Source organism: Streptomyces sp. NPDC088554 (assembly GCF_044752945.1).
In the GTDB taxonomy this organism is placed as follows: domain Bacteria; phylum Actinomycetota; class Actinomycetes; order Streptomycetales; family Streptomycetaceae; genus Streptomyces.
Window position 1 is genome coordinate 55,547 of the sequence record NZ_JBIVMF010000005.1, and the last position, 18,344, is coordinate 73,890.

At 69.2% G+C, this 18,344-nt stretch carries 20 protein-coding genes; 16 read left to right on the forward strand and 4 right to left on the reverse strand.

Translation table 11 applies throughout. The features are described 5' to 3' along the window. Window positions 1-220: 220 nt before the first annotated feature. The 5 genes from ACIP8W_RS07620 to ccsB all read left to right on the forward strand — a co-directional run bounded on the left by ACIP8W_RS07620 (window position 221) and on the right by ccsB (window position 6,135). Window positions 221-1,483, forward strand: coding sequence for a hypothetical protein (locus ACIP8W_RS07620; protein WP_401951883.1), 1,263 nt, complete (start codon window positions 221-223; stop codon window positions 1,481-1,483). A gap of 163 nt (window positions 1,484-1,646) precedes the next feature. Further along, a complete protein-coding gene (locus ACIP8W_RS07625) occupies window positions 1,647-2,270 on the forward strand; it encodes a TlpA family protein disulfide reductase (protein ID WP_401951881.1) in 624 nt (207 codons plus the stop codon). A gap of 154 nt (window positions 2,271-2,424) precedes the next feature. Further along, complete coding sequence (locus ACIP8W_RS07630) at window positions 2,425-3,162, forward strand: cytochrome c biogenesis CcdA family protein (protein ID WP_401951878.1); 738 nt, start codon at window positions 2,425-2,427, stop codon at window positions 3,160-3,162. A 4-nt stretch (window positions 3,163-3,166) separates the two neighbouring features. Then, window positions 3,167-5,014, forward strand: coding sequence for a cytochrome c biogenesis protein ResB (locus tag ACIP8W_RS07635; RefSeq protein WP_402202326.1), 1,848 nt, complete (start codon window positions 3,167-3,169; stop codon window positions 5,012-5,014). After that, the gene (gene ccsB / locus ACIP8W_RS07640; RefSeq protein WP_401951872.1) at window positions 5,011-6,135 is read left to right on the forward strand and encodes a c-type cytochrome biogenesis protein CcsB; all 1,125 of its coding nucleotides are present in this window, start codon (window positions 5,011-5,013) and stop codon (window positions 6,133-6,135) included. The genes ACIP8W_RS07635 and ccsB overlap by 4 nt, the downstream gene beginning before the upstream one ends. A 77-nt stretch (window positions 6,136-6,212) precedes the next feature. Here ccsB and ACIP8W_RS07645 read toward each other — a convergent pair whose 3' ends face one another. Then, window positions 6,213-6,659, reverse strand: a complete 447-nt coding sequence (locus tag ACIP8W_RS07645) for a nucleoside deaminase (protein WP_402151102.1) — start codon at window positions 6,657-6,659, stop codon at window positions 6,213-6,215. Between the two features lie 5 nt (window positions 6,660-6,664). Next, on the reverse strand, window positions 6,665-7,105 hold the full coding sequence (locus ACIP8W_RS07650; protein ID WP_402202328.1) for a PLD nuclease N-terminal domain-containing protein: 441 nt from the start codon (window positions 7,103-7,105) through the stop codon (window positions 6,665-6,667). A 148-nt stretch (window positions 7,106-7,253) separates the two neighbouring features. On the opposite strand from ACIP8W_RS07650, the gene ACIP8W_RS07655 reads away from it, so the two are divergent. After that, window positions 7,254-8,705: a menaquinone biosynthesis decarboxylase gene (locus tag ACIP8W_RS07655; RefSeq protein WP_401951863.1), complete on the forward strand. Its 1,452-nt coding sequence runs from the start codon at window positions 7,254-7,256 to the stop codon at window positions 8,703-8,705. Next, window positions 8,702-9,601, forward strand: coding sequence for a menaquinone biosynthesis prenyltransferase MqnP (mqnP, locus tag ACIP8W_RS07660; protein WP_402202330.1), 900 nt, complete (start codon window positions 8,702-8,704; stop codon window positions 9,599-9,601). Before ACIP8W_RS07655 ends, mqnP begins: the two co-directional genes overlap by 4 nt. A 54-nt stretch (window positions 9,602-9,655) precedes the next feature. On the opposite strand, the gene ACIP8W_RS07665 is transcribed toward mqnP, so the two are convergent. After that, window positions 9,656-10,270: a rhomboid family intramembrane serine protease gene (locus ACIP8W_RS07665; protein WP_401951858.1), complete on the reverse strand. Its 615-nt coding sequence runs from the start codon at window positions 10,268-10,270 to the stop codon at window positions 9,656-9,658. A gap of 130 nt (window positions 10,271-10,400) precedes the next feature. Here ACIP8W_RS07665 and ACIP8W_RS07670 point away from each other — a divergent pair, with 130 nt between their 5' ends. The 6 genes from ACIP8W_RS07670 to ACIP8W_RS07695 all read left to right on the forward strand — a co-directional run bounded on the left by ACIP8W_RS07670 (window position 10,401) and on the right by ACIP8W_RS07695 (window position 15,061). Continuing rightward, complete coding sequence (locus tag ACIP8W_RS07670; protein ID WP_401951855.1) at window positions 10,401-11,117, forward strand: UbiX family flavin prenyltransferase; 717 nt, start codon at window positions 10,401-10,403, stop codon at window positions 11,115-11,117. Window positions 11,118-11,407: 290 nt separating this feature from the next. Next, complete coding sequence (locus tag ACIP8W_RS07675; RefSeq protein ID WP_401951853.1) at window positions 11,408-11,863, forward strand: Lrp/AsnC family transcriptional regulator; 456 nt, start codon at window positions 11,408-11,410, stop codon at window positions 11,861-11,863. Between the two features lie 43 nt (window positions 11,864-11,906). Continuing rightward, on the forward strand, window positions 11,907-12,887 hold the full coding sequence (locus ACIP8W_RS07680; protein WP_401951851.1) for a zinc-binding alcohol dehydrogenase family protein: 981 nt from the start codon (window positions 11,907-11,909) through the stop codon (window positions 12,885-12,887). 51 nt (window positions 12,888-12,938) lie between these two features. Then, window positions 12,939-14,117, forward strand: a complete 1,179-nt coding sequence (mqnE, locus tag ACIP8W_RS07685) for an aminofutalosine synthase MqnE (RefSeq protein ID WP_401951849.1) — start codon at window positions 12,939-12,941, stop codon at window positions 14,115-14,117. A gap of 13 nt (window positions 14,118-14,130) precedes the next feature. Beyond that, on the forward strand, window positions 14,131-14,661 hold the full coding sequence (locus ACIP8W_RS07690) for a GNAT family N-acetyltransferase (protein WP_401951846.1): 531 nt from the start codon (window positions 14,131-14,133) through the stop codon (window positions 14,659-14,661). A 52-nt stretch (window positions 14,662-14,713) separates the two neighbouring features. Next, window positions 14,714-15,061: a DUF4229 domain-containing protein gene (locus tag ACIP8W_RS07695; RefSeq protein WP_401951843.1), complete on the forward strand. Its 348-nt coding sequence runs from the start codon at window positions 14,714-14,716 to the stop codon at window positions 15,059-15,061. Between the two features lie 134 nt (window positions 15,062-15,195). On the opposite strand, the gene ACIP8W_RS07700 is transcribed toward ACIP8W_RS07695, so the two are convergent. Continuing rightward, entirely contained in the window at window positions 15,196-15,399 is a 204-nt protein-coding gene (locus ACIP8W_RS07700) for a cold-shock protein (protein ID WP_401951841.1), read from the reverse strand. Window positions 15,400-15,880: 481 nt separating this feature from the next. On the opposite strand from ACIP8W_RS07700, the gene ACIP8W_RS07705 reads away from it, so the two are divergent. From ACIP8W_RS07705 to mqnC, 3 genes are all read left to right on the forward strand, one after another. Continuing rightward, a complete protein-coding gene (locus tag ACIP8W_RS07705; RefSeq protein WP_401952151.1) occupies window positions 15,881-16,693 on the forward strand; it encodes a menaquinone biosynthetic enzyme MqnA/MqnD family protein in 813 nt (270 codons plus the stop codon). 30 nt (window positions 16,694-16,723) lie between these two features. After that, the gene (locus ACIP8W_RS07710; RefSeq protein ID WP_401951838.1) at window positions 16,724-16,996 is read left to right on the forward strand and encodes a hypothetical protein; all 273 of its coding nucleotides are present in this window, start codon (window positions 16,724-16,726) and stop codon (window positions 16,994-16,996) included. A gap of 97 nt (window positions 16,997-17,093) precedes the next feature. Then, window positions 17,094-18,320, forward strand: a complete 1,227-nt coding sequence (gene mqnC, locus ACIP8W_RS07715; RefSeq protein ID WP_401951835.1) for a cyclic dehypoxanthinyl futalosine synthase — start codon at window positions 17,094-17,096, stop codon at window positions 18,318-18,320. The last annotated feature ends 24 nt before the right edge of the window (window positions 18,321-18,344 follow it).

Genomic DNA, 18,344 nt, shown 5'->3' on the forward strand with positions numbered 1-18,344 from the left:
ACCGGTACATCCGCGAAGGCGCCGGTGAATCCGAAGAGCCGTGGTGCACGAGTGATCTCTTGGGCCACGGTTTTCGTTACATAAGTAAAAATATGACAAGTTATGGAACCTCCGCGTTCGATACGTCATCTCAGCTGTTGCCGCTTGTAAGACTTACCTATGAGCGGCGCGGGAAGCTGTACGAGTGGCGTACTCAGGGACGAACGCGGATGGGAACTATATGCGCGACATCAGCCGAAGGGGTCTGCTCGGAGCGGGAATTGGGGCCGCCGCAGCGATCGGGATCGCCGGCTGCTCCACCGGCGGGAGCACGTCACCGCAGGCGGAAGCGGGCAAGGGGGGCAGTGACGGCGCGACGGGCGGCCCGATCGACAAGGGCAAGCCGACGGGGAAACCGGCCCGCCTCATAGGCGACGGCTCCACCTCCGACACAGGCAAGCAGCCGCACCAGCCCGCCAAGCCCGTACCGCTCGAACCCGGGCAGACCCCACCGCAGTTCGTGATCTTCTCCTGGGACGGCGCGGGCGAGGTCGGCAACGGCCTCTTCCCGCGCTTCCTGGAGCTGGCCAAGAAGCACGACGCGTCGATGACCTTCTTCCTCTCCGGCCTCTATCTGCTCCCGGAGTCGAAGAAGACGCTCTACCGCCCGCCGAACAACCCCATCGGCGCGTCCGACATCGGCTACCTCACGGACGCCCATGTGAAGGACACGCTCACCAACGTCCGCCAGGCATGGCTGGACGGCCATGAGATCGGCACCCATTTCAACGGGCACTTCTGCGGCGGATCCGGATCGGTCGGCAAATGGACCCCCGCGCAATGGCGGAGCGAAATCGACCAGGCCGTTTCCTTTGTCACCGAATGGCGTACGAATACCGGCTGGACCGATCTCGACCCGCTGCCCTTCGACTACCGCAAGGAAATGATCGGCGCCCGTACGCCCTGCCTGCTCGGCCAGGAGAATCTGCTCCCCACCGCGGAGAAACTGGGCTGGCGTTACGACGCCAGCTCACCCGGCGGCACGCAGACCTGGCCGGACAAAATAGGGGGCATATGGAATTTCCCGCTCCAGGCGATTCCCTTCCCCGGTCACAGTTTCGAAGTCCTCTCCATGGACTACAACATGCTCGCCAACCAGTCGAAGAACTCCACCAACGGCATGACCTCCCGCTATGCGGAATGGCGCAAGCAGTCCGCCCAGGCGTACATCTCCGGTTTCCAGCGGGCGTACGAATCGAATCGCGCGCCGTTCTTCATCGGGAACCACTTCGAGCAGTGGAACGGCGGGATCTACATGGACTCCGTCGAGGAGGCGCTGACGCACATGGCGGGCAAGAAGGACGTACGGCTGGTGTCGTTCCGCCAGTTCACCGACTGGCTCGACGTCCAGGACCCCGCCGTACTCGCCAGGCTCCGCGGTCTGGGCGTCGGACAGGCCCCGGTCGGCGGCTGGAAGTCCTACCTCAAGGCCGCCGCCCAGTAGTGCTGTGACCGGAAAGGTTTGCCGCCGGTGAACCTGTCCGGCCACAGCGCCGGACAGCTCCGGCGAGCGGTCAGGACAGCTCTGATGGCCGCCCGGCAGCGGCCGTCACGCGGCATCAGGGGGGTGCCCAAGATCCCCCAAACGCCCATGCGAAACTTTTCACATGAACTCAGGGCACGTTCCCCGCCGCCGTTCCGGCCGTCGTCTCCGTACCGCTCTGGTACCGGTCGCGGTCGTCACGGCGGCGTTGACGCTCTCGGCGTGCGGCAGCGGTGGCAAGGCCGGCGGCGGCGGTGACACCAACTTCGTCACGAACACCGGTGGCATCGACACCGTCCCGGCGGCCGACCGCAAGGCCGTCAACACGATCGCGGGCGAGACCCTCGAAGGCAAGAAGCTCGACGTCGCCGATCTCAAGGGCAGGATCGTCGTGCTGAACGTCTGGGGATCCTGGTGCGCCCCCTGCCGCGCCGAGGCGCCGCACCTGGTGAAGCTCGCCAAGGAGACCGAGGCGAAGGGCGTGAGCTTCGTCGGGATCAACGCCCGGGACCCCAACAAGGGCCCGGCGCTCGCCTTCGAGAAGGACTACGGCGTCCCCTACCCGAGTCTGTACGACCCCACGAGCAAGCTGATCGTCAGCGGCTTCCCCAAGGGAACGCTCAACCCGCAGGGCATTCCGTCCACGATCGTGCTGGACCGGAACGGAAAGATCGCGGCCCGCGCGCTGATGGCGCTCACCGAGGAGCAGCTGCGCAAGATGATCGACCCGCTGATCGCGGAGAAGTGATGAGGCCGCCCACGCGCCCCCGCCGGTCGGCCGCCACGCCGACTCCGGCCGCTCTCTCGGTACCGGCTGCGCTGTCCGTACCGGTCGCTCTCTCGGTACCGGCCGCTCTCTCCGTACCGGCCCCGCTGTCCGTACCGGCCGCGCGGCGTCCGGCATGACCGAGACGATCTCCAGCGGAGCGCTGCTGCTCGCGTTCCCGATCGCGGTGCTCGGCGGTCTGGTCTCCTTCTTCTCGCCGTGCGTCCTGCCGCTCATCCCCGGCTACCTCTCGTACGTCACCGGCATCAGCGGCGCCGATCTCGCCGAGGCCCGGCGCGGCCGGATGGTCGCCGGGGCCTCGCTGTTCGTCCTCGGTTTCTCGGCGGTCTTCGTCTCGGGCGGGACGCTCTTCGGCTACTTCGGCTCCACCCTCATCGGGTACCAGGACATCCTGTCGAAGGTGCTCGGGGGGCTGATGATCCTCATGGGCGCGTTCTTCATGGGGCTGTTCCCCTGGATCACCCAGCGCGAGTTCCGCATCCACAAGCGCCCGGTGACCGGTCTGATGGGCGCCCCGCTGATCGGTGTGCTCTTCGGGGTCGGCTGGACACCTTGTCTCGGGCCGATCCTCTCCGCCGTGAACGCCCTCGCGTTCAGCCAGGCGAACGCGGGCCGCGGGGCGATACTGACCGTCGCGTACTGCCTCGGTCTCGGCGTCCCCTTCGTGCTCGCCGCGGTCGCGTTCCGCAAGGCGCTCGGCGCGTTCGCCCGGATCAAGCGGCATTACGTCTGGGTCATGCGGGCCGGCGGCGGACTGATGATCGCGACCGGTCTGCTGATGCTCACAGGTGTGTGGGACAGCATCGTGCAGGAGATGCAGGTCTGGACCAATGGCTTCACGGTAGGGATCTAGTTCCATGAGCGGCACTTCCACGAACAGCGGCACGTCCACCGACAGCGGCGCTTCCACGGACAGCGGCACGTCCGCCGACAGCGGCACTTCCACGGACAGCGGTACTGCTACGGACAGCGCGCGGGCCGAGTCCGACGCGCGCGACACCCGGGAGCTCGGCGCCGCGGGCGAGCGGCTCTCCACCGCTCCCCGCGAGGAGCGCGAGGACACCGTCATCGGCGGTCCCCGGCTCGGGATCATCGGCTGGGGCCGCTGGTTCTGGCGCCAGCTGACCTCCATGCGCGTCGCGCTGATCCTGCTCTTCCTGCTCTCCCTCGGCTCCATCCCGGGCTCGCTGATCCCGCAGAACAACGTGGACGAGCTGAAGGTCCAGGACTTCAAGGAGGCGTACCGGACGCTCTCGCCGATCTACGAGAAGCTCCAGCTCTTCGACGTCTACAGCTCGGTGTGGTTCTCCGCGATCTACATCCTGCTGTTCGTCTCGCTCATCGGCTGTATCGTCCCGCGCGCCTGGCAGTTCGTCGGCCAGCTCCGCGCCCGGCCGCCGGGCGCGCCCAAGCGGCTCGACCGGCTGCCCGCGTACACCACCTGGCGTACCACCGCCGAGCCCGAGGCCGTCCGCGGGGCGGCGCTCACGATGCTCGGGAAGCGCCGCTTCCGGGCCCATGCCGTCGGTGACGCGGTCGCCGCCGAGAAGGGGTATCTGCGCGAGGCGGGCAACCTGGTCTTCCACATCGCGCTGATCGTGATGCTGGTCTCCTTCGCCACCGGGCAGCTCTTCAAGTCCGAGGGCGGCAAGCTGATCGTCGAGGGCGACGGCTTCGCCAACACCCTCATCCAGTACGACGACTTCCGGTCGGGCTCCCTGTTCGACACGGACGACCTCGCGCCGTTCCACTTCACCCTGGACAAGTTCACCGGTACGTACGAGCGCAGCGGACCCCAGCTGGGCACCCCGCGGACCTTCGAGGCGAAGGTCCGCTACGGCGAGGGATCCGGTGGCGAGGAGCGCGAGGCCGTCATCAAGGTCAACGAGCCGCTGGAGGTCGACGGCTCGAAGGTCTATCTGATCGCCCACGGGTACGCGCCCGTCGTCACGGTCAGGGACGGCAGGGGGAAGACGGTCTTCACCGGCGCCGTCCCGTTGCTGCCCATCGACACCAACGTCTCGTCCACGGGCGCCATCAAGGTGATGGACGGCTACCGCGACAAGAACGGCAAGAAGGACCAGCTGGGCTTCGCCGCCTTCTTCGTGCCGACGTACGGCGGCAAGGGCTCCGGGCAGATGTTCTCCCGGTTCCCGGCGCTCGACTTCCCGGTGCTCAACGTGGGCGCGTACCACGGCGATCTCGGGGTCGACGCGGGGCTGCCGCAGAACGTGTACCAGCTCAACACCCGCAAGATGAAGCCGTTCAAGGACTCCAAGGGCGAGCTCCTGAAGAAGACCCTGCTGCCGGGCGACAAGCTCACCCTGCCGGACGGCGCGGGATCGATCACCTTCGAGAAGGGCGTCAAGGAGTGGGCGAGCTTCCAGATCTCGCAACAGCCCGGTGACGCCTGGGCCCTGACCGGCGCCGTCGCCGCCATCGTGGGGCTGACGGGCTCGCTCTTCATCCAGCGCCGCCGGGTCTGGGTCCGCGCGGTACGGGGTACGGACGGGGTCACCGTCGTCGAGATGGCGGGGCTCGGCCGCAGCGAGTCCGCGAAGCTCCCCGAGGAACTGGGCGATCTGGCCCACGTCCTCAACGAACGGGCCCCCACCGCGCCGGACGGCCCGGACCGCTCCGTCACGCAAGCAGATCCAGCAGATTCCGCAACAGCAGAAGAGAATGCCGGAGGGGCCGAGAAGTGAATCTCGCCGCCGCAACAACCAATGAGAGCCTGGCGTCCACCAGCAATGTGCTGATCTACTCGGCCATGGCCGTGTACATGCTGGCTTTCTTCGCGCACATCGCAGAGTGGCTGTTCGGCAGCCGCAGCAAGGTCGCCCGTACCGCCGCCGCGCTGACCGGCGACTCCCGGGGCGCCACGGCGGATACGGCGAAGGGGAAGTCCAAGGCGAAGGCTTCCCGGGCCGAGGAGGGAGCCGCGCAGCAGGGCGGCTCCACCGCCGTCCTGGAGCGGCCGAAGATCATCACCCGCTCCGCCTCCGGTGCCCGCGACATCCCGGACGGCCCCGGCGCCGCCGCCGGTGACCAACAGGGCGATTTGTACGGCCGTATGGCCATCTCCCTCACCGTCCTCGGCTGGGCCATCGAGGCGGCGGGCGTGGTCGCCCGCGCGCTGTCCGTGCAGCGGGCGCCGTGGGGCAACATGTACGAGTTCAACATCACCTTCTCCACGGTGGTCGTCGGCGTCTATCTGACGCTCCTGGTGATGAAGAAGAACATCCGCTGGCTCGGACTGCCGCTGATGACCACGGTCCTGCTCGACCTCGGCCTGGCCGTCACGGTCCTCTACACCGCGAGCGACCAGCTCGTCCCGGCCCTGCACTCGTACTGGCTGTGGATCCACGTCTCCACCGCGATCTTCTGCGGAGCGGTCTTCTACGTCGGCGCGATCGCGACGCTGCTCTACCTCTTCCGCGAGCGGTACGAGTCCAAGCTGGCCGCCGGGCTGAAGCCGGGCGCGTTCGCCGTCTCGGTCCTGGAGCGGCTGCCCGCCTCCTCCAGCCTCGACAAGTTCGCGTACCGCGTCAACGCCGCCGTCTTCCCGCTCTGGACCTTCACGATCATCGCGGGCGCGATCTGGGCGGGCGACGCCTGGGGCCGCTACTGGAACTGGGACCCCAAGGAGGTCTGGTCCTTCATCACCTGGGTCGCCTACGCCTGCTACCTGCACGCCCGCGCCACCGCCGGCTGGAAGGGCCGCAAGGCCGCCTATCTGGTGCTGATCGCCTTCGGCTGCTGGCTGTTCAACTACTACGGTGTCAATATCTTCGTCAGCGGCAAGCACTCGTACGCGGGCGTCTGACCACCACGTACGTACGGATACGAGAGGCGCCCCCCGCACAGGCGAGGGGCGCCTCTCCGTCTCTTCTCCCGGGCGGCTCACTCCACGCCGATGTCCTCGTGCCACAGCTCGGGACGGTCCGCGATGAACGCCCGCATCAGGGCCGCACACTCCGGATCGTCGAGCAGGACGATCTCCACACCGTGCGCCGCCAGCCAGTCATGGCCCCCGTGGAAGGTCTCCGCCTCGCCGACGACCACCCGGGAGATCCCGAACTGCCGGACCAGCCCGCTGCAGTACCAGCACGGCGAGAGCGTCGTCACCATCGTCGTGCCACGGTACGAACGCTGCCGGCCCGCCGCCCGGAAGGCGGCCGTCTCGGCGTGCAGCGACGGATCACCGTCCTGGACGCGACGGTTGTGCCCCCGCCCCAGCAACGCCCCGTCCGCCCCGTACAACGCGGCGCCGATCGGCACCCCACCCTCGGCCAGCCCGGCCCGCGCCTCGGCGACGGCGACCGCCAGCCACTCGCGCTCCCGGCCCACCGGGGTCAGGGCTTCGGAGGGGCGTCGTCGGCGCTGCCGCTGCCCTTCTCCCGACGCTCTGTCTCTTCCTCGCGGCGACGCAGATCCGCTTCCCGCTGCTCAAGAGGGGAGGAGTCGTCGTCCTCCGCCGAGGACTTCGCCGCGCCCTTCTCCAGGTCCCTCTTCGGGTCCTTCTCCGGGTTCTTGAGGGACGCGTCGGTGCTCAGGGACTTCAGGAACTCCGGATTGTCATCCGGCGCGACCCACGTCCCGCCCCGTGCCTTCGCCACCCGATCGCGCCCGGCGATCAGCCAGGAGACCGAACCGACCAGGGGGAAGAGCAGCACCAGGATGGCCCAGATGGGCTTGGGGAGGAACCGGACCTCCTTCTCCTCGGTGGTGATGCAGTCGATGAAGGCGTAGACGCTGAGAGCCAGCGGCACCAGAAACATCAGCACCCGAAGCATGGAGGGTCCCCCCTGAGCATGGAGATCGAGACCGGGTGAACGGCCCCCTGGCCCCTCCAGAGTAGCGAGTGGGCGCTCATCCGATGACCCGTGAGCATTCGGCACCGCCCCGGAAGATCGCGCCGGGGAGGATGACACACTGGTTCCCATGGCTTACGACGATCTTCGCTCGCTCCTCCGGGCGCTGGAGCGCGACGGCGACCTCAAGCGCATCAAGGCCGAAGTCGATCCCTATCTGGAAGTAGGGGAGATCGTCGACCGGGTGAACAAGGCCGGCGGGCCCGCGCTGCTCTTCGAGAACGTCAAGGGCTCGTCGATGCCCCTGGCGATGAATGTGTACGGGACGGACCGGCGGCTCCTCAAGGCGCTCGGGCTGAAGGCGTACAGCGACATCAGCGACAAGATCGGCGGACTGCTCAAGCCGGAGCTGCCGCAGGGCTTCATCGGGGTCCGCGAGGCGTTCGGGAAGCTCGGCGCGATGACCCACGTACCGCCGAAGAAGATCAAGAACGCGCCCGTCCAGGACGTCGTCCTCATGGGCGACGACGTCGATCTCGACCAGCTGCCCGCGCTGTTCACCTGGCCCGAGGACGGCGGATCGTTCTTCAACCTGGGGCTGACGCACACCAAGCACCCGGAGACCGGCGTCCGCAATCTGGGGCTCTACCGGCTCCAGCGCCACGACCGGCGCACCATCGGGATGCACTGGCAGATCCACAAGGACAGCCACAACCACTACCAGGTCGCGGCCAGGCGCGGGGAGCGGCTGCCGGTGGCCATCGCGTTCGGCTGTCCGCCCGCCGTGACGTACGCCTCCACCGCGCCGCTGCCCGGCGACATCGACGAGTACCTGTTCGCGGGCTTCGTGCAGGGGCAGCGGATCGAGATGGTCGACTGCAGGACCGTGCCGCTCCAGGTCCCGGCCAACGCCGAGGTCGTCATCGAGGGATGGCTGGAGCCCGGCAAGACGCTGCCCGAGGGGCCGTTCGGCGATCACACCGGCTTCTACACCCCGCAGGAGGAGTTCCCCGCGCTCACCATCGACTGCGTGACGATGCGGGAGCGCCCGCTGCTCCAGTCGATCGTGGTCGGCCGGCCGCCCACCGAGGACGGGCCGCTGGGGCGCGCGACGGAACGCTTCTTCCTGCCGCTGCTGAAGATCATCGTGCCGGACATCGTGGACTACCACCTGCCCGAGTCGGGCGGCTTCCACAACTGCGCGATCATCTCGATCGACAAGAAGTACCCCAAGCACGCGCAGAAGGTGATGCACGCGGTCTGGGGGGCGCACATGATGTCGCTGACCAAACTGATCGTCGTCGTCGACGCGGACTGCGATGTCCACGACCTGCACGAGGTGTCCTGGCGCGCGCTCGGCAACACCGACTACGCACGCGACCTCACCGTGGTCGAGGGCCCGGTCGACCATCTCGACCACTCCTCCTACCAGCAGTTCTGGGGCGGCAAGGCCGGTATCGACGCGACCCGCAAACTCCCCGAGGAGGGGTACACCCGGGACGGCGGCTGGCCGGAGATGGTCGAGTCCGACCCGGACACGGCGGCCAAGGTCGACCGGCGCTGGAAGGAGTACGGGCTGTGACCAGCGCGGCGGCCGCCGCGCCGGGGCGGACCAGGGGGTTTCTGCGGCTGGTGATGATCGAGCACTCGGTCTTCGCGCTGCCCTTCGCCTATATCGCCGCGCTGACCGCGATGTTCCAGCTGGACGGGACCATCCACTGGGTCCGGCTGCTGCTGGTCACGGTCGCGATGGTCGGGCTGCGTACGTTCGCGATGGCCGTCAACCGGATCATCGACCGCGAGATCGACGCCCGCAATCCGCGGACGGCGGGGCGTGAGCTGGTGACCGGGGCGCTGTCGGTGCGGTCGGCGTGGACGGGGGCGCTGGTGGCCGTCGCCGTGTTCCTCGGGGCCGCCGCCGCGTTGAATCCGCTCTGTCTGGCGCTGGCGCCGGTCGCGGTGATCCCGATGGTGGTCTATCCGTACGGCAAGAGGTTCACCAACTTCCCGCACGCGATCCTCGGTCTCGCCCAGGCCATGGGGCCGGTCGGCGCCTGGCTCGCGGTGACCGGGGAGTGGTCGTGGGACGCGGTGCTCCTCGGGCTGGCGGTCGGGATCTGGATCGGTGGCTTCGACCTGATCTTCGCCTGCCAGGACGTCCAGGCGGACCGCGCGCACGGCGTGCTGTCCGTACCGGCGCGCTTCGGTATCCCCGCCGCGCTGTACGGCGCGCGCGCGTGCCATGTCGTGACCACGGCGCTGCTGGTCTGGTACGGGGTGGCCACGGGCGCCGAGGTGTTCTTCTGGATCGGTCTGATGATCGTGGTGGGTGCCTTCCTGTACGAGCACACGATCGTGAAGCCGCACGACCTGTCGCGGCTGAACCGCGCGTTCTTCAGCGTGAACGGCTTCATCGGGATGGCGCTGTTCGCCTGCGCGCTGCTGGACCTGCTGACACGGGGGCTGGGGCCGGTCTGACCCGGGGCCGAGGAACCGGGGCCGGAAGAGCCGGTCCCGGCCCCGGTGGTTCCTTCAGCCCCCGGCGGTTATCCGTTCGTTCAGCGGGGGCTGTCTGCGGAACAGGAACGCGGCCAGCACCCCGCCGATCAGCCCGAACAGATGGCCCTGCCAGCTGACCGCCGAGTTGGTCGGCAGGACGCCCCACAGCGCCGAGCCGTAGAACACCAGGACCAGCAGACCGGTGATGATGTCCACCGCGTTCCGGTCGACGAAGCCGCGCACCAGCAGATAGCCGAGCAGCCCGAAGACCACCCCGGAGGCGCCCGCCGTGACCGTGTGGTCGGCGGCGGTGAGCCAGACGCCCAGACCGCCGACGACCATGATCGTGAACACGACGGCGGCGAACCGCCGCAGACCGGTCAGCGCGGCGAGGAAACCGAGCACCAGCAGCGGCACGGAGTTGGAGGCGAGATGGTCGAAGCCGTGGTGCAGGAAGGACATCGGGACGACATCGCGCAGCTCGCCGACGTCCCGCGGGCTCAGTCCGTACGCAGCGAGCGAGCCCGTCGCGCTGTTCACCGCTTCGAGCAGCCACAGGAGCGCCACCCAGCCGATCATGACGGCCGCGGCCGGCTTCATCCGTGAGGTCCGGCTCCGTGCGGTCGTGCCGGTGGTCGGATATGCCATCACAGCCCCCCTTGGTCGCTGCTCGTCCCGTCCGGGTCTTCCTGTCCGTTTTCCCGTGCTTCTGTCCCCCTTGAACGTACGGAGGGCGGCCCTCGGTTCCGGTCCGGGGCCGCCGGATAGGCTCGCGTTTGTGAAGCCCGGACCGTACGCAGACCACGCCAGCCCGCGACAGCCCCGGCGACCCTGGGTCGTCGGTGTCTCCGGCGCGTCCGGGACGCCGTACGCCGCCGCCGTACTGCGCGGGCTGCTGGACGCGGGCGAGAGCGTCGACCTCGTGGTCAGCCGGGCGTCGCGGCTGACCCTGCTCGACGAGACGGGCATCGCCTTCCGGGACGCGCACTGGCGGGACGACCTGCGCGCCTGGCTGGCGCGCGGTGCCGACGGCACCCCGGACACGTTCGCGGCGGAGGTCGCGGGCGGGCGGCTCGATGACGTACGGCACTGGGGCGCCGGGGATTTGGCCGCCGGGCCGTCCTCCGGGTCGTACCGGGCCAAGGGGATGCTGATCGTGCCCGCGTCCACGGCCTGTGTGGCGGGGGTGGCGCTCGGGCTCTCGAAGGACCTGCTCCAGCGTGCGGCGAGCGTGATGCTCAAGGAGCGCAGGAAGCTGGTGGTCGCCGTACGGGAGACCCCGCTGAACGGCCAGACGCTCCGGCATCTGGTGACGCTGGACGACGCGGGCGCCGTGGTGCTGCCCGCCTCCCCGGCGTTCTACGCGGGCGCGACGCGCCTCCAGGACCTGGTGGACTTCGTCGCCGGGCGGGCGCTGGACGCGGCGGGGGTCGGCCATCAGCTGTACCGCCGCTGGGAGGGCGAGCTGGGAGGCTCGCGGGGGGCCATCGGCTGATCCGCCGGGGCCCGGCCTTCCGCCGGGGCGGTTCGCCGGTTCCGCCGAGCCCTGCCGTCGGCTCCGCCCGGTCGGCCGGGTCGGCCTGGTTCGGCTCGGTTCCGTTCTGTTCGGTCTGTTCGATTGTTTTCAGCCCGGTTGATTTCGGTCCGGTTCGAACTGGTTCGGGCGGGTTGGATCCGATGTGATCCAGTAATTCGCGGGGAAGATTCGCAGGGTTTTGTTCCCCCATGCCTTAGATTCTCTATTTCCACTTCGGTGATTGTTGAATAATGGAAGGTTTCAGGCTTATGGACGCCGTGGACAGGCAGCTCATCCAGGCCCTCAGGGAGAACGGCAGAGCCTCGTACGCCGAACTCGGCCGGCTCGTCGGGCTCTCCGGGCCCAGCGTCACCGACCGCATCAACCGGCTCGAAGCGGCGGGCATCATCACCGGCTACCGCGCCACCGTCGACTCCGCCTCGCTCGGCCTCGGGGTCACCGCGCTCATCGGGATCTCGCTCTCCGACGCGGCCGACCACGAGGACGTGGCCCGCCGGATGCGCGATCTCTCCGAGATCGAGGACTGCTGGTTCATCGCGGGCGACGACTCGTACATGCTCAAGGTCCGGGCGAGCGATGTGGACGGCCTGGAGCGCACGATCGGCAGGCTCAGCGGGACGAAGGGCGTGTCGCGGACCCGTACGACCATCGTTCTCTCCACGAAGTGGGAGAACAGGGTGGGAGAACTGCCCGAGGAGAGCTGACGACGGGCCCGGGGCAGCGGAGCCGACCAGGGAGCCCCCGACCATGCGCATCGTCCGCCACCACACGTACGGCCCGTCCTCGGTCCTCAGGACCGAGGAGGCCGAGCGGCCCGCCCCCGGCCCCGAGGACGTGCTCGTCAGGGCCGAGGCGATCGGCGTCGACCTCGCCGACGTCCAGCGCCGACGCGGCACCTTCCCGCTCGGCGCGCCGCCGCTCCCGTACTGCCCGGTGGCGGATGTCGTCGGCACCGTGGTCGCGGTCGGCGGCCGGGTGGCCGGGCTCGCTCCCGGGCCGCGGGTCGTCGTACCGAAGGCGCGTGACGCGTACGCGGAGTTCGTGACCGCCCCGGCCGCGCGGGTGCTGCCGCTGCCGGCCGGGCTCGATCCGGCGGAGGGCACCCTGCTCGGCTCGGCGGGGCAGGCCGCGGTGCAGCTGTTGCTGACCGCGCGGCTGGCGGCGGGGGAGAGCGTGCTGGTGCGGGCGGGCGCCGGGACGGTGGCGCACCTCGCCGTACAGGCGGCCCGCGCGCTCGGCGCCCGCCGGGTCGTCGCCACCGCGGGCTCGGCGCGGAAGCTGGACTTCGTACGGTCCCTCGGCGCCGACGCGGCCGTCGACCACCGCGCCCCCGACTGGCCCGCGCGCGCCGCCGCGGCGGCGGGCCCCGGCGGGGTGGACATCGTCCTGGACGGGGTCGCGGGCCCCGGGCTCCTCGACGGGATCCGGCTCCTCGCTCCGTACGGACGGCTCGTCCTCTACGGCGCGTCCGGCGGCCACGCCGAACAGCCACCGGTCCCGCCGCTGGAGCTGATGGGGCCGCGCCACCTCGCGGGCTTCTCCCTGGACGCCCTCGCGCGCACCCGTCCCGCGCTCGCGGCGGAGGGCGTACGGCTGCTGTTCGGCCTGGTCGCGGACGGTTCCGTACGGCCGGTGGTGTACGCCAGGATTCCGCTGGCCGAGGCCGCCCGCGCCCACGATCTGCTGGAGCAACGGGTGAGCATGGGCCGCGTCGTCCTCGTCCCCTGAGGGGGCGTAGGCTCGTCTGGCCCGATTGGTAGACGGTAGGGAGACGGCCCGATGACTGCATCTGTCCAGGACGTGGGTTTCAGGCGTGAGCTGGAGGACAAGGTCCGGGCCGGCGAGCGCCTCACCCGCGAGGACGGCGTCGCGCTGTACGAGACGGACGATCTGGCCTGGCTCGGCGGACTCGCGCACGAGGTACGGACGCGCAAGAACGGCGACGTGGTCCACTTCAACGTCAACCGTCACCTCAATATGACGAACGTGTGCACCGCCTCCTGCGCCTACTGCTCGTTCCAGCGGAAGCCGGGCGAGAAGGACGCGTACACGATGCGCATCGAGGAGGCCGTCCGCCTCGCCAAGGCGATGGAGGGCGAGAGCCTCACCGAACTGCACATCGTCAACGGCCTGCACCCGACGCTGCCGTGGCGCTACTACCCGCGCTCGCTCAGCGCGCTCAAGGAAGCCCTCCCGCAGGTCTCCCTCAAGGCGTTCACCGCCACCGAGATCCACCACTTCGAGACGATCTCCGGGCTGTCGGCCTCCGAGATCCTCGACGAGCTGATCGAAGCCGGTCTGGAGTCGCTGACCGGCGGCGGCGCGGAGATCTTCGACTGGGAGGTCCGCCAGCACATCGTCGACCACAGGACCCACTGGGAGGACTGGTCGCGTATCCACCGGCTCGCCCACGAGAAGGGGCTCAAGACCCCGGCGACGATGCTGTACGGGCACATCGAGGAGCCCCGCCACCGCGTCGACCACGTGCTGCGGCTGCGTGAGCTCCAGGACGAGACCGGCGGCTTCCAGGTCTTCATCCCGCTGCGCTACCAGCACGACTTCGTGGACATGAAGGACGGCAAGGTACGCAACAGGCTCCAGGCCCGTACGACGATGGCCACCGGAGCCGAGGCGCTGAAGACCTTCGCGGTCTCCCGGCTGCTCTTCGACAACGTCCCGCACGTCAAGGTCTTCTGGGTGATGCACGGCGTCCAGACCGCGCAGCTCGCGCTCCAGCACGGCGCGGACGACATGGACGGCTCGGTCGTCGAGTACAAGATCACGCACGACGCCGACAACTACGGCACGCCCAACAAGCTCGGCCGTGAGGACCTGCTCGACCTCATCCGCGACGCGGGCTTCCGGCCCGTCGAGCGCAACACCCGGTACGAGATCATCCGCGAGTACCCCGGCCCGGACGCGGACCGCCGGGAGTCCCCGCAGCCGATGCGGCTCTGAGGCGGTTCACGGCATGGCGCTCATATTCGAGCTGGACCCGAAGGTGGACCCCGCCCTGCGCGACGGACTGCTCGCGCTCTGGGCGGACGTCTCCAACGCGGGCGGCGCGGTCGGCTTCGTACCGCCCGTCACGGCCGACGACATCCGGCCCGAGCTGGTCAAACACTTCACGGCGATGGCCGAGGGCCGCTCGCGGCTGCTGGTCGGGTACGACACGGAGGGCGCCGTCGCCGCGGCGGCGTTCCTCACGTACAACACCCACCGGCTGATGCGCCACTGGCTCTGGCTGTACACCGTCATGGTGCACCCCGCCCACCAGGGCAAGGGGTACGGCCGCGACCTGATGGCCGCCGCCGCCGACTCCGCCCGTGGCATCGACGGCATCGAGGCGATCCGGCTCACCTGCCGGGGCGGTACGGGCGTGGACGCCTTCTACGCCTCCTGCGGCTACAAGGAAGTCGGCCGCGTACCCGACGCGATCAGGGTCGCCCCGGGCGACGACCGCGACGACATCACCATGCTGCTCCCCCTGAACCGGGACTGAACGGGACGTGCTTGACTGTTCGGGCACGCAGACAAAGAGAGAAGGCACCGCTGTGACCGCTGCGAAGACGAACGCCACGATCCGGTACACCGTGATGCGCCTGACCATCTTCGTCGGCTGTCTGGTCGCCATCGCGGGCCTGGTCCAGATCGGCGTGATCCCCAAGGGCGCCGGCGCGTCCAACGTCATGTGGGTGCTGCTGCTCGCGATCGTCGTCTCGGCGCCGCTCAGCTTCGTACTCCTGCGCAAGCAGCGCGACGAGATGTCCGCGCAGATCGTCGGCAAGGTCGAGAGCACGAAGGCGAAGATCGAGGCCAACCGCTCGCAGGAGGACGCGGCCGTTCAGGACGCGGCGATGAAGGACGCGGCGATCCAGGACGCGCGACCGGCGGCCCAGTAGCCCGGCGCCACGCCCGTTCGTAGCTCTGCGCCCGTTCGCGGAGCAAAAGGCAGGAGCCCCGCTTTCCCACCCGAGTGGGAGAAGCAGGGCTCCTTGGTACTGCTAAGTCGTACGCGATTCGCCGACCCGGGAGACTAGGCCGGGGTGACGTTCTCCGCCTGCGGGCCCTTCGGACCCTGAGTGACGTCGAAGTTCACGGGCTGGTTTTCCTCAAGGGAGCGGAAACCCGTCGCATTGATCGCGGAGTAGTGGACGAAGACATCCGGGCCGCCGCCGTCCTGGGCGATGAAGCCGAAGCCCTTTTCAGCGTTGAACCACTTGACGGTTCCGGTAGCCATAAGCCCTCCTTGGGCCAAAGGGTTGCCCTGCTCCAGAACCTGCAAAGAAGTCTGAAAACTACAAAAGCCTGCGGGTCACATGCTCCGCAGGCTCTGTACTGCAAGGGAAACCAAACTGCAACTTGCGGCGAGCCTAGCACGCGGTCTGTGTGCAGCGGTAGAGGGAAAGATCACTTCACCCGGACGTTTGTATAAGGCCCCGCCGTGCTGACGAATCGAGCCCTCGGTGTGCTCCGGTGAGCCCCCCGACGCGCCGCAACCGAGCCCCAGGGAACTGCCCGGGGGCTCGCGGGTCTAGCCTCGCGATGTGGACAGGCCAGTGGAAAACCCAGCGACAGAAGCGACGGCAGTGGCGACGGCGGTGGCGGCGCCCGTGGCGGAGTCCTCCGGGGTTCCCGGGCGCTCGGGTTCCCGGGCGGCCGGTGGATCAGGGGAGTGGCCGGGGAGCGGTCCCGGCAGTCCCCGGCCGAGGGTCGGCCATATCCAGTTCCTGAACTGTCTGCCCCTCTATTGGGGGCTCGCCAGGACCGGAAGCCTGCTGGATCTGGACCTGACGAAGGACACTCCGGAGAAGCTCAGTGAACAACTGATCCGGGGCGACCTCGATATCGCCCCCGTCACCCTGGTCGAATTCCTCCGCAACGCCGACGACCTTGTCGCGTTCCCCGATCTCGCGGTCGGCTGCGACGGGCCGGTGATGTCCTGTGTGATCGTCTCGCAGGTGCCGCTGGACCGGCTGGACGGTGCCCGGGTGGCCCTCGGCTCGACTTCCCGTACATCGGTCCGGCTCGCGCAGCTGCTGCTGAGCGAGAAGTACGCGGTGAAGCCGGACTACTACACCTGCCCGCCGGACCTCGGCCTGATGATGCAGGACGCCGAGGCCGCCGTACTGATCGGGGACGCCGCGCTGCGCGCCTCGCTGCACGACGCGCCCCGGCTGGGTCTTCAGGTCCATGACCTGGGGCTGATGTGGAAGGAGTGGACGGGGCTGCCGTTCGTCTTCGCGGTGTGGGCGGCGCGCAAGGAGTATCTGGCGCGCGAACCGGTGCTGGTGCGCCAGGCGCACGAGGCGTTCCTGGCGTCCCGCGATCTCTCCCTGGCGGAGGTCACCAAGGTCGCCGAACAGGCCGCGCGCTGGGAGACCTTCGACGAGGAGCTGCTGGAGCGCTACTTCACGACGCTCGACTTCCGGTTCGGCCCCGACCAGCTCGCGGGCGTACGGGAGTTCGCGCGCAGGACCGGGCCGACCACCGGGTTTCCGGCCGATGTGCGTGTCGAACTGCTGACGCCCTGAACCGCCCCTCACCCCGCCGGGACGATGAGGGTGACCATCGAGGAGGGCGCGGTCGGCGAGCGGATCGGGACGGCCGAACAGACCGATGTCCTCGGCGACTTCGTCTGCGAGGAGCTGCTCACCCTCACCGCCGTCGAGGACGGGACCCTGGTCGTGGACGCGAAGCGCGGCCCGCGCGGTACGGCGGTGTGCGGCGGGGACACGACCGGGCTGCGGTTCGGGCCGGTGGAGGACGGCCTGCGCTATGTCTCCCGCGACGCGCGCGCGGGCAACCCCACCGGGACCCCGACGAAGCGGCGGTGAGCGGCCGGGGCGCCGGGGGCCGCCGCCCGTCACCGGCCGTGGCCCCTGGCGTACGCTGACCGGGTCGTGAAAACCCCCTTGGGAAGGACCCGCCCCGGTGACCGAGAAGGCCGACTCCCCGTCCGTACATGTCACTGGCGGTGTCGCCGAAGTCCTTGAGCGGGCCGCCGCGGGCGGGCGCATCACCCCGGAGGAGGCGCTCGACCTGTACCGCTCCGCGCCGCTGCACGCGCTGGGCAGCGCGGCCGACACCGTACGCCGCCGCCGGTACGCGGGGACCGAGCACATCGCGACGTACATCATCGAGCGGAACATCAACTACACGAACGTCTGCGTGACGGCGTGCAAGTTCTGCGCCTTCTACGCGGCCCCCAAGGACACCGCCAAGGGCTGGACCCGTGATCTCGACGACATCCTGCGCCGCTGCGCGGAGACCGTGGAGCTGGGCGGGACGCAGATCATGTTCCAGGGCGGGCACCACCCGGACTACGGCGTGGAGTACTACGAAGAGCACTTCGCCGCCATCAAGAAGGAATTCCCGCAACTGGTCATCCACTCTCTCGGCGCCTCCGAGATCGAGCACATGGCCCGGCTCTCCAAGGTCTCCGTCGAGGAGGCGATCCAGCGTATCCACGCCGCCGGTCTCGACTCCTTCGCGGGCGCGGGCGCCGAGCTGCTGCCCGAGCGGCCGCGCAAGGCCATCGCGCCGCTCAAGGAGTCCGGCGAACGCTGGCTGGAGATCATGGAGACGGCGCACGGCCTCGGGGTCGAGTCCACCTCCACGATGCTGATGGGGACGGGCGAGACCAACGCCGAGCGCATCGAACACCTGCGGATGATCCGTGAGGTGCAGGACCGGACGGGCGGCTTCCGCGCGTTCATCCCGTACACCTACCAGCCGGAGAACAACAAGCTGAAGGGGCAGACGCAGGCCACGCTCTTCGAGTACCTGCGCATGATCGCCATCGGGCGGCTCTTCCTCGACAATGTCGCGCACATCCAGGGCTCGTGGCTCACCACCGGCAAGGAGGTCGGCCAGCTGTCGCTGCACTACGGCGCGGACGACCTCGGCTCGATCATGCTGGAGGAGAACGTCGTCTCGTCGGCGGGCGCGCGGCACCGCTCCAACCGGCTGGAGATCATCGACCTGATCCGCAAGGCGGGCCGGGTCCCGGCGCAGCGCGCCACGACGTACGAGCACCTCGTCGTGCACGACGACCCGGCGAACGACCCGGTCGACGACCGCGTGGCCTCGCACATCTCGTCGACGGCGATCGAGGGCGGCACGGCCCACCCCGAGCTGAAGCTCATCGCCACCACCTGAGAGCGCGGCGAACCGAGAGACCTG

Bases quoted from the DNA above. Each gene is read 5' to 3' on its own strand.
- ACIP8W_RS07635 (WP_402202326.1), top strand. From the start codon at position 3,167: ATGAGCGGCACTTCCACGAACAGCGGCACGTCCACCGACAGCGGCGCT.
- ACIP8W_RS07620 (WP_401951883.1), top strand. From the start codon at position 221: ATGCGCGACATCAGCCGAAGGGGTCTGCTCGGAGCGGGAATTGGGGCC.
- ACIP8W_RS07700 (WP_401951841.1), bottom strand. From the start codon at position 15,399: ATGGCTACCGGAACCGTCAAGTGGTTCAACGCTGAAAAGGGCTTCGGC.
- ACIP8W_RS07680 (WP_401951851.1), top strand. From the start codon at position 11,907: ATGCGCATCGTCCGCCACCACACGTACGGCCCGTCCTCGGTCCTCAGG.
- mqnE (WP_401951849.1), top strand. From the start codon at position 12,939: ATGACTGCATCTGTCCAGGACGTGGGTTTCAGGCGTGAGCTGGAGGAC.
- ACIP8W_RS07665 (WP_401951858.1), bottom strand. From the start codon at position 10,270: ATGGCATATCCGACCACCGGCACGACCGCACGGAGCCGGACCTCACGG.
- ACIP8W_RS07675 (WP_401951853.1), top strand. From the start codon at position 11,408: ATGGACGCCGTGGACAGGCAGCTCATCCAGGCCCTCAGGGAGAACGGC.
- ACIP8W_RS07690 (WP_401951846.1), top strand. From the start codon at position 14,131: ATGGCGCTCATATTCGAGCTGGACCCGAAGGTGGACCCCGCCCTGCGC.
- ACIP8W_RS07655 (WP_401951863.1), top strand. From the start codon at position 7,254: ATGGCTTACGACGATCTTCGCTCGCTCCTCCGGGCGCTGGAGCGCGAC.
- ACIP8W_RS07625 (WP_401951881.1), top strand. From the start codon at position 1,647: ATGAACTCAGGGCACGTTCCCCGCCGCCGTTCCGGCCGTCGTCTCCGT.
- ACIP8W_RS07650 (WP_402202328.1), bottom strand. From the start codon at position 7,105: ATGCTTCGGGTGCTGATGTTTCTGGTGCCGCTGGCTCTCAGCGTCTAC.
- ACIP8W_RS07630 (WP_401951878.1), top strand. From the start codon at position 2,425: ATGACCGAGACGATCTCCAGCGGAGCGCTGCTGCTCGCGTTCCCGATC.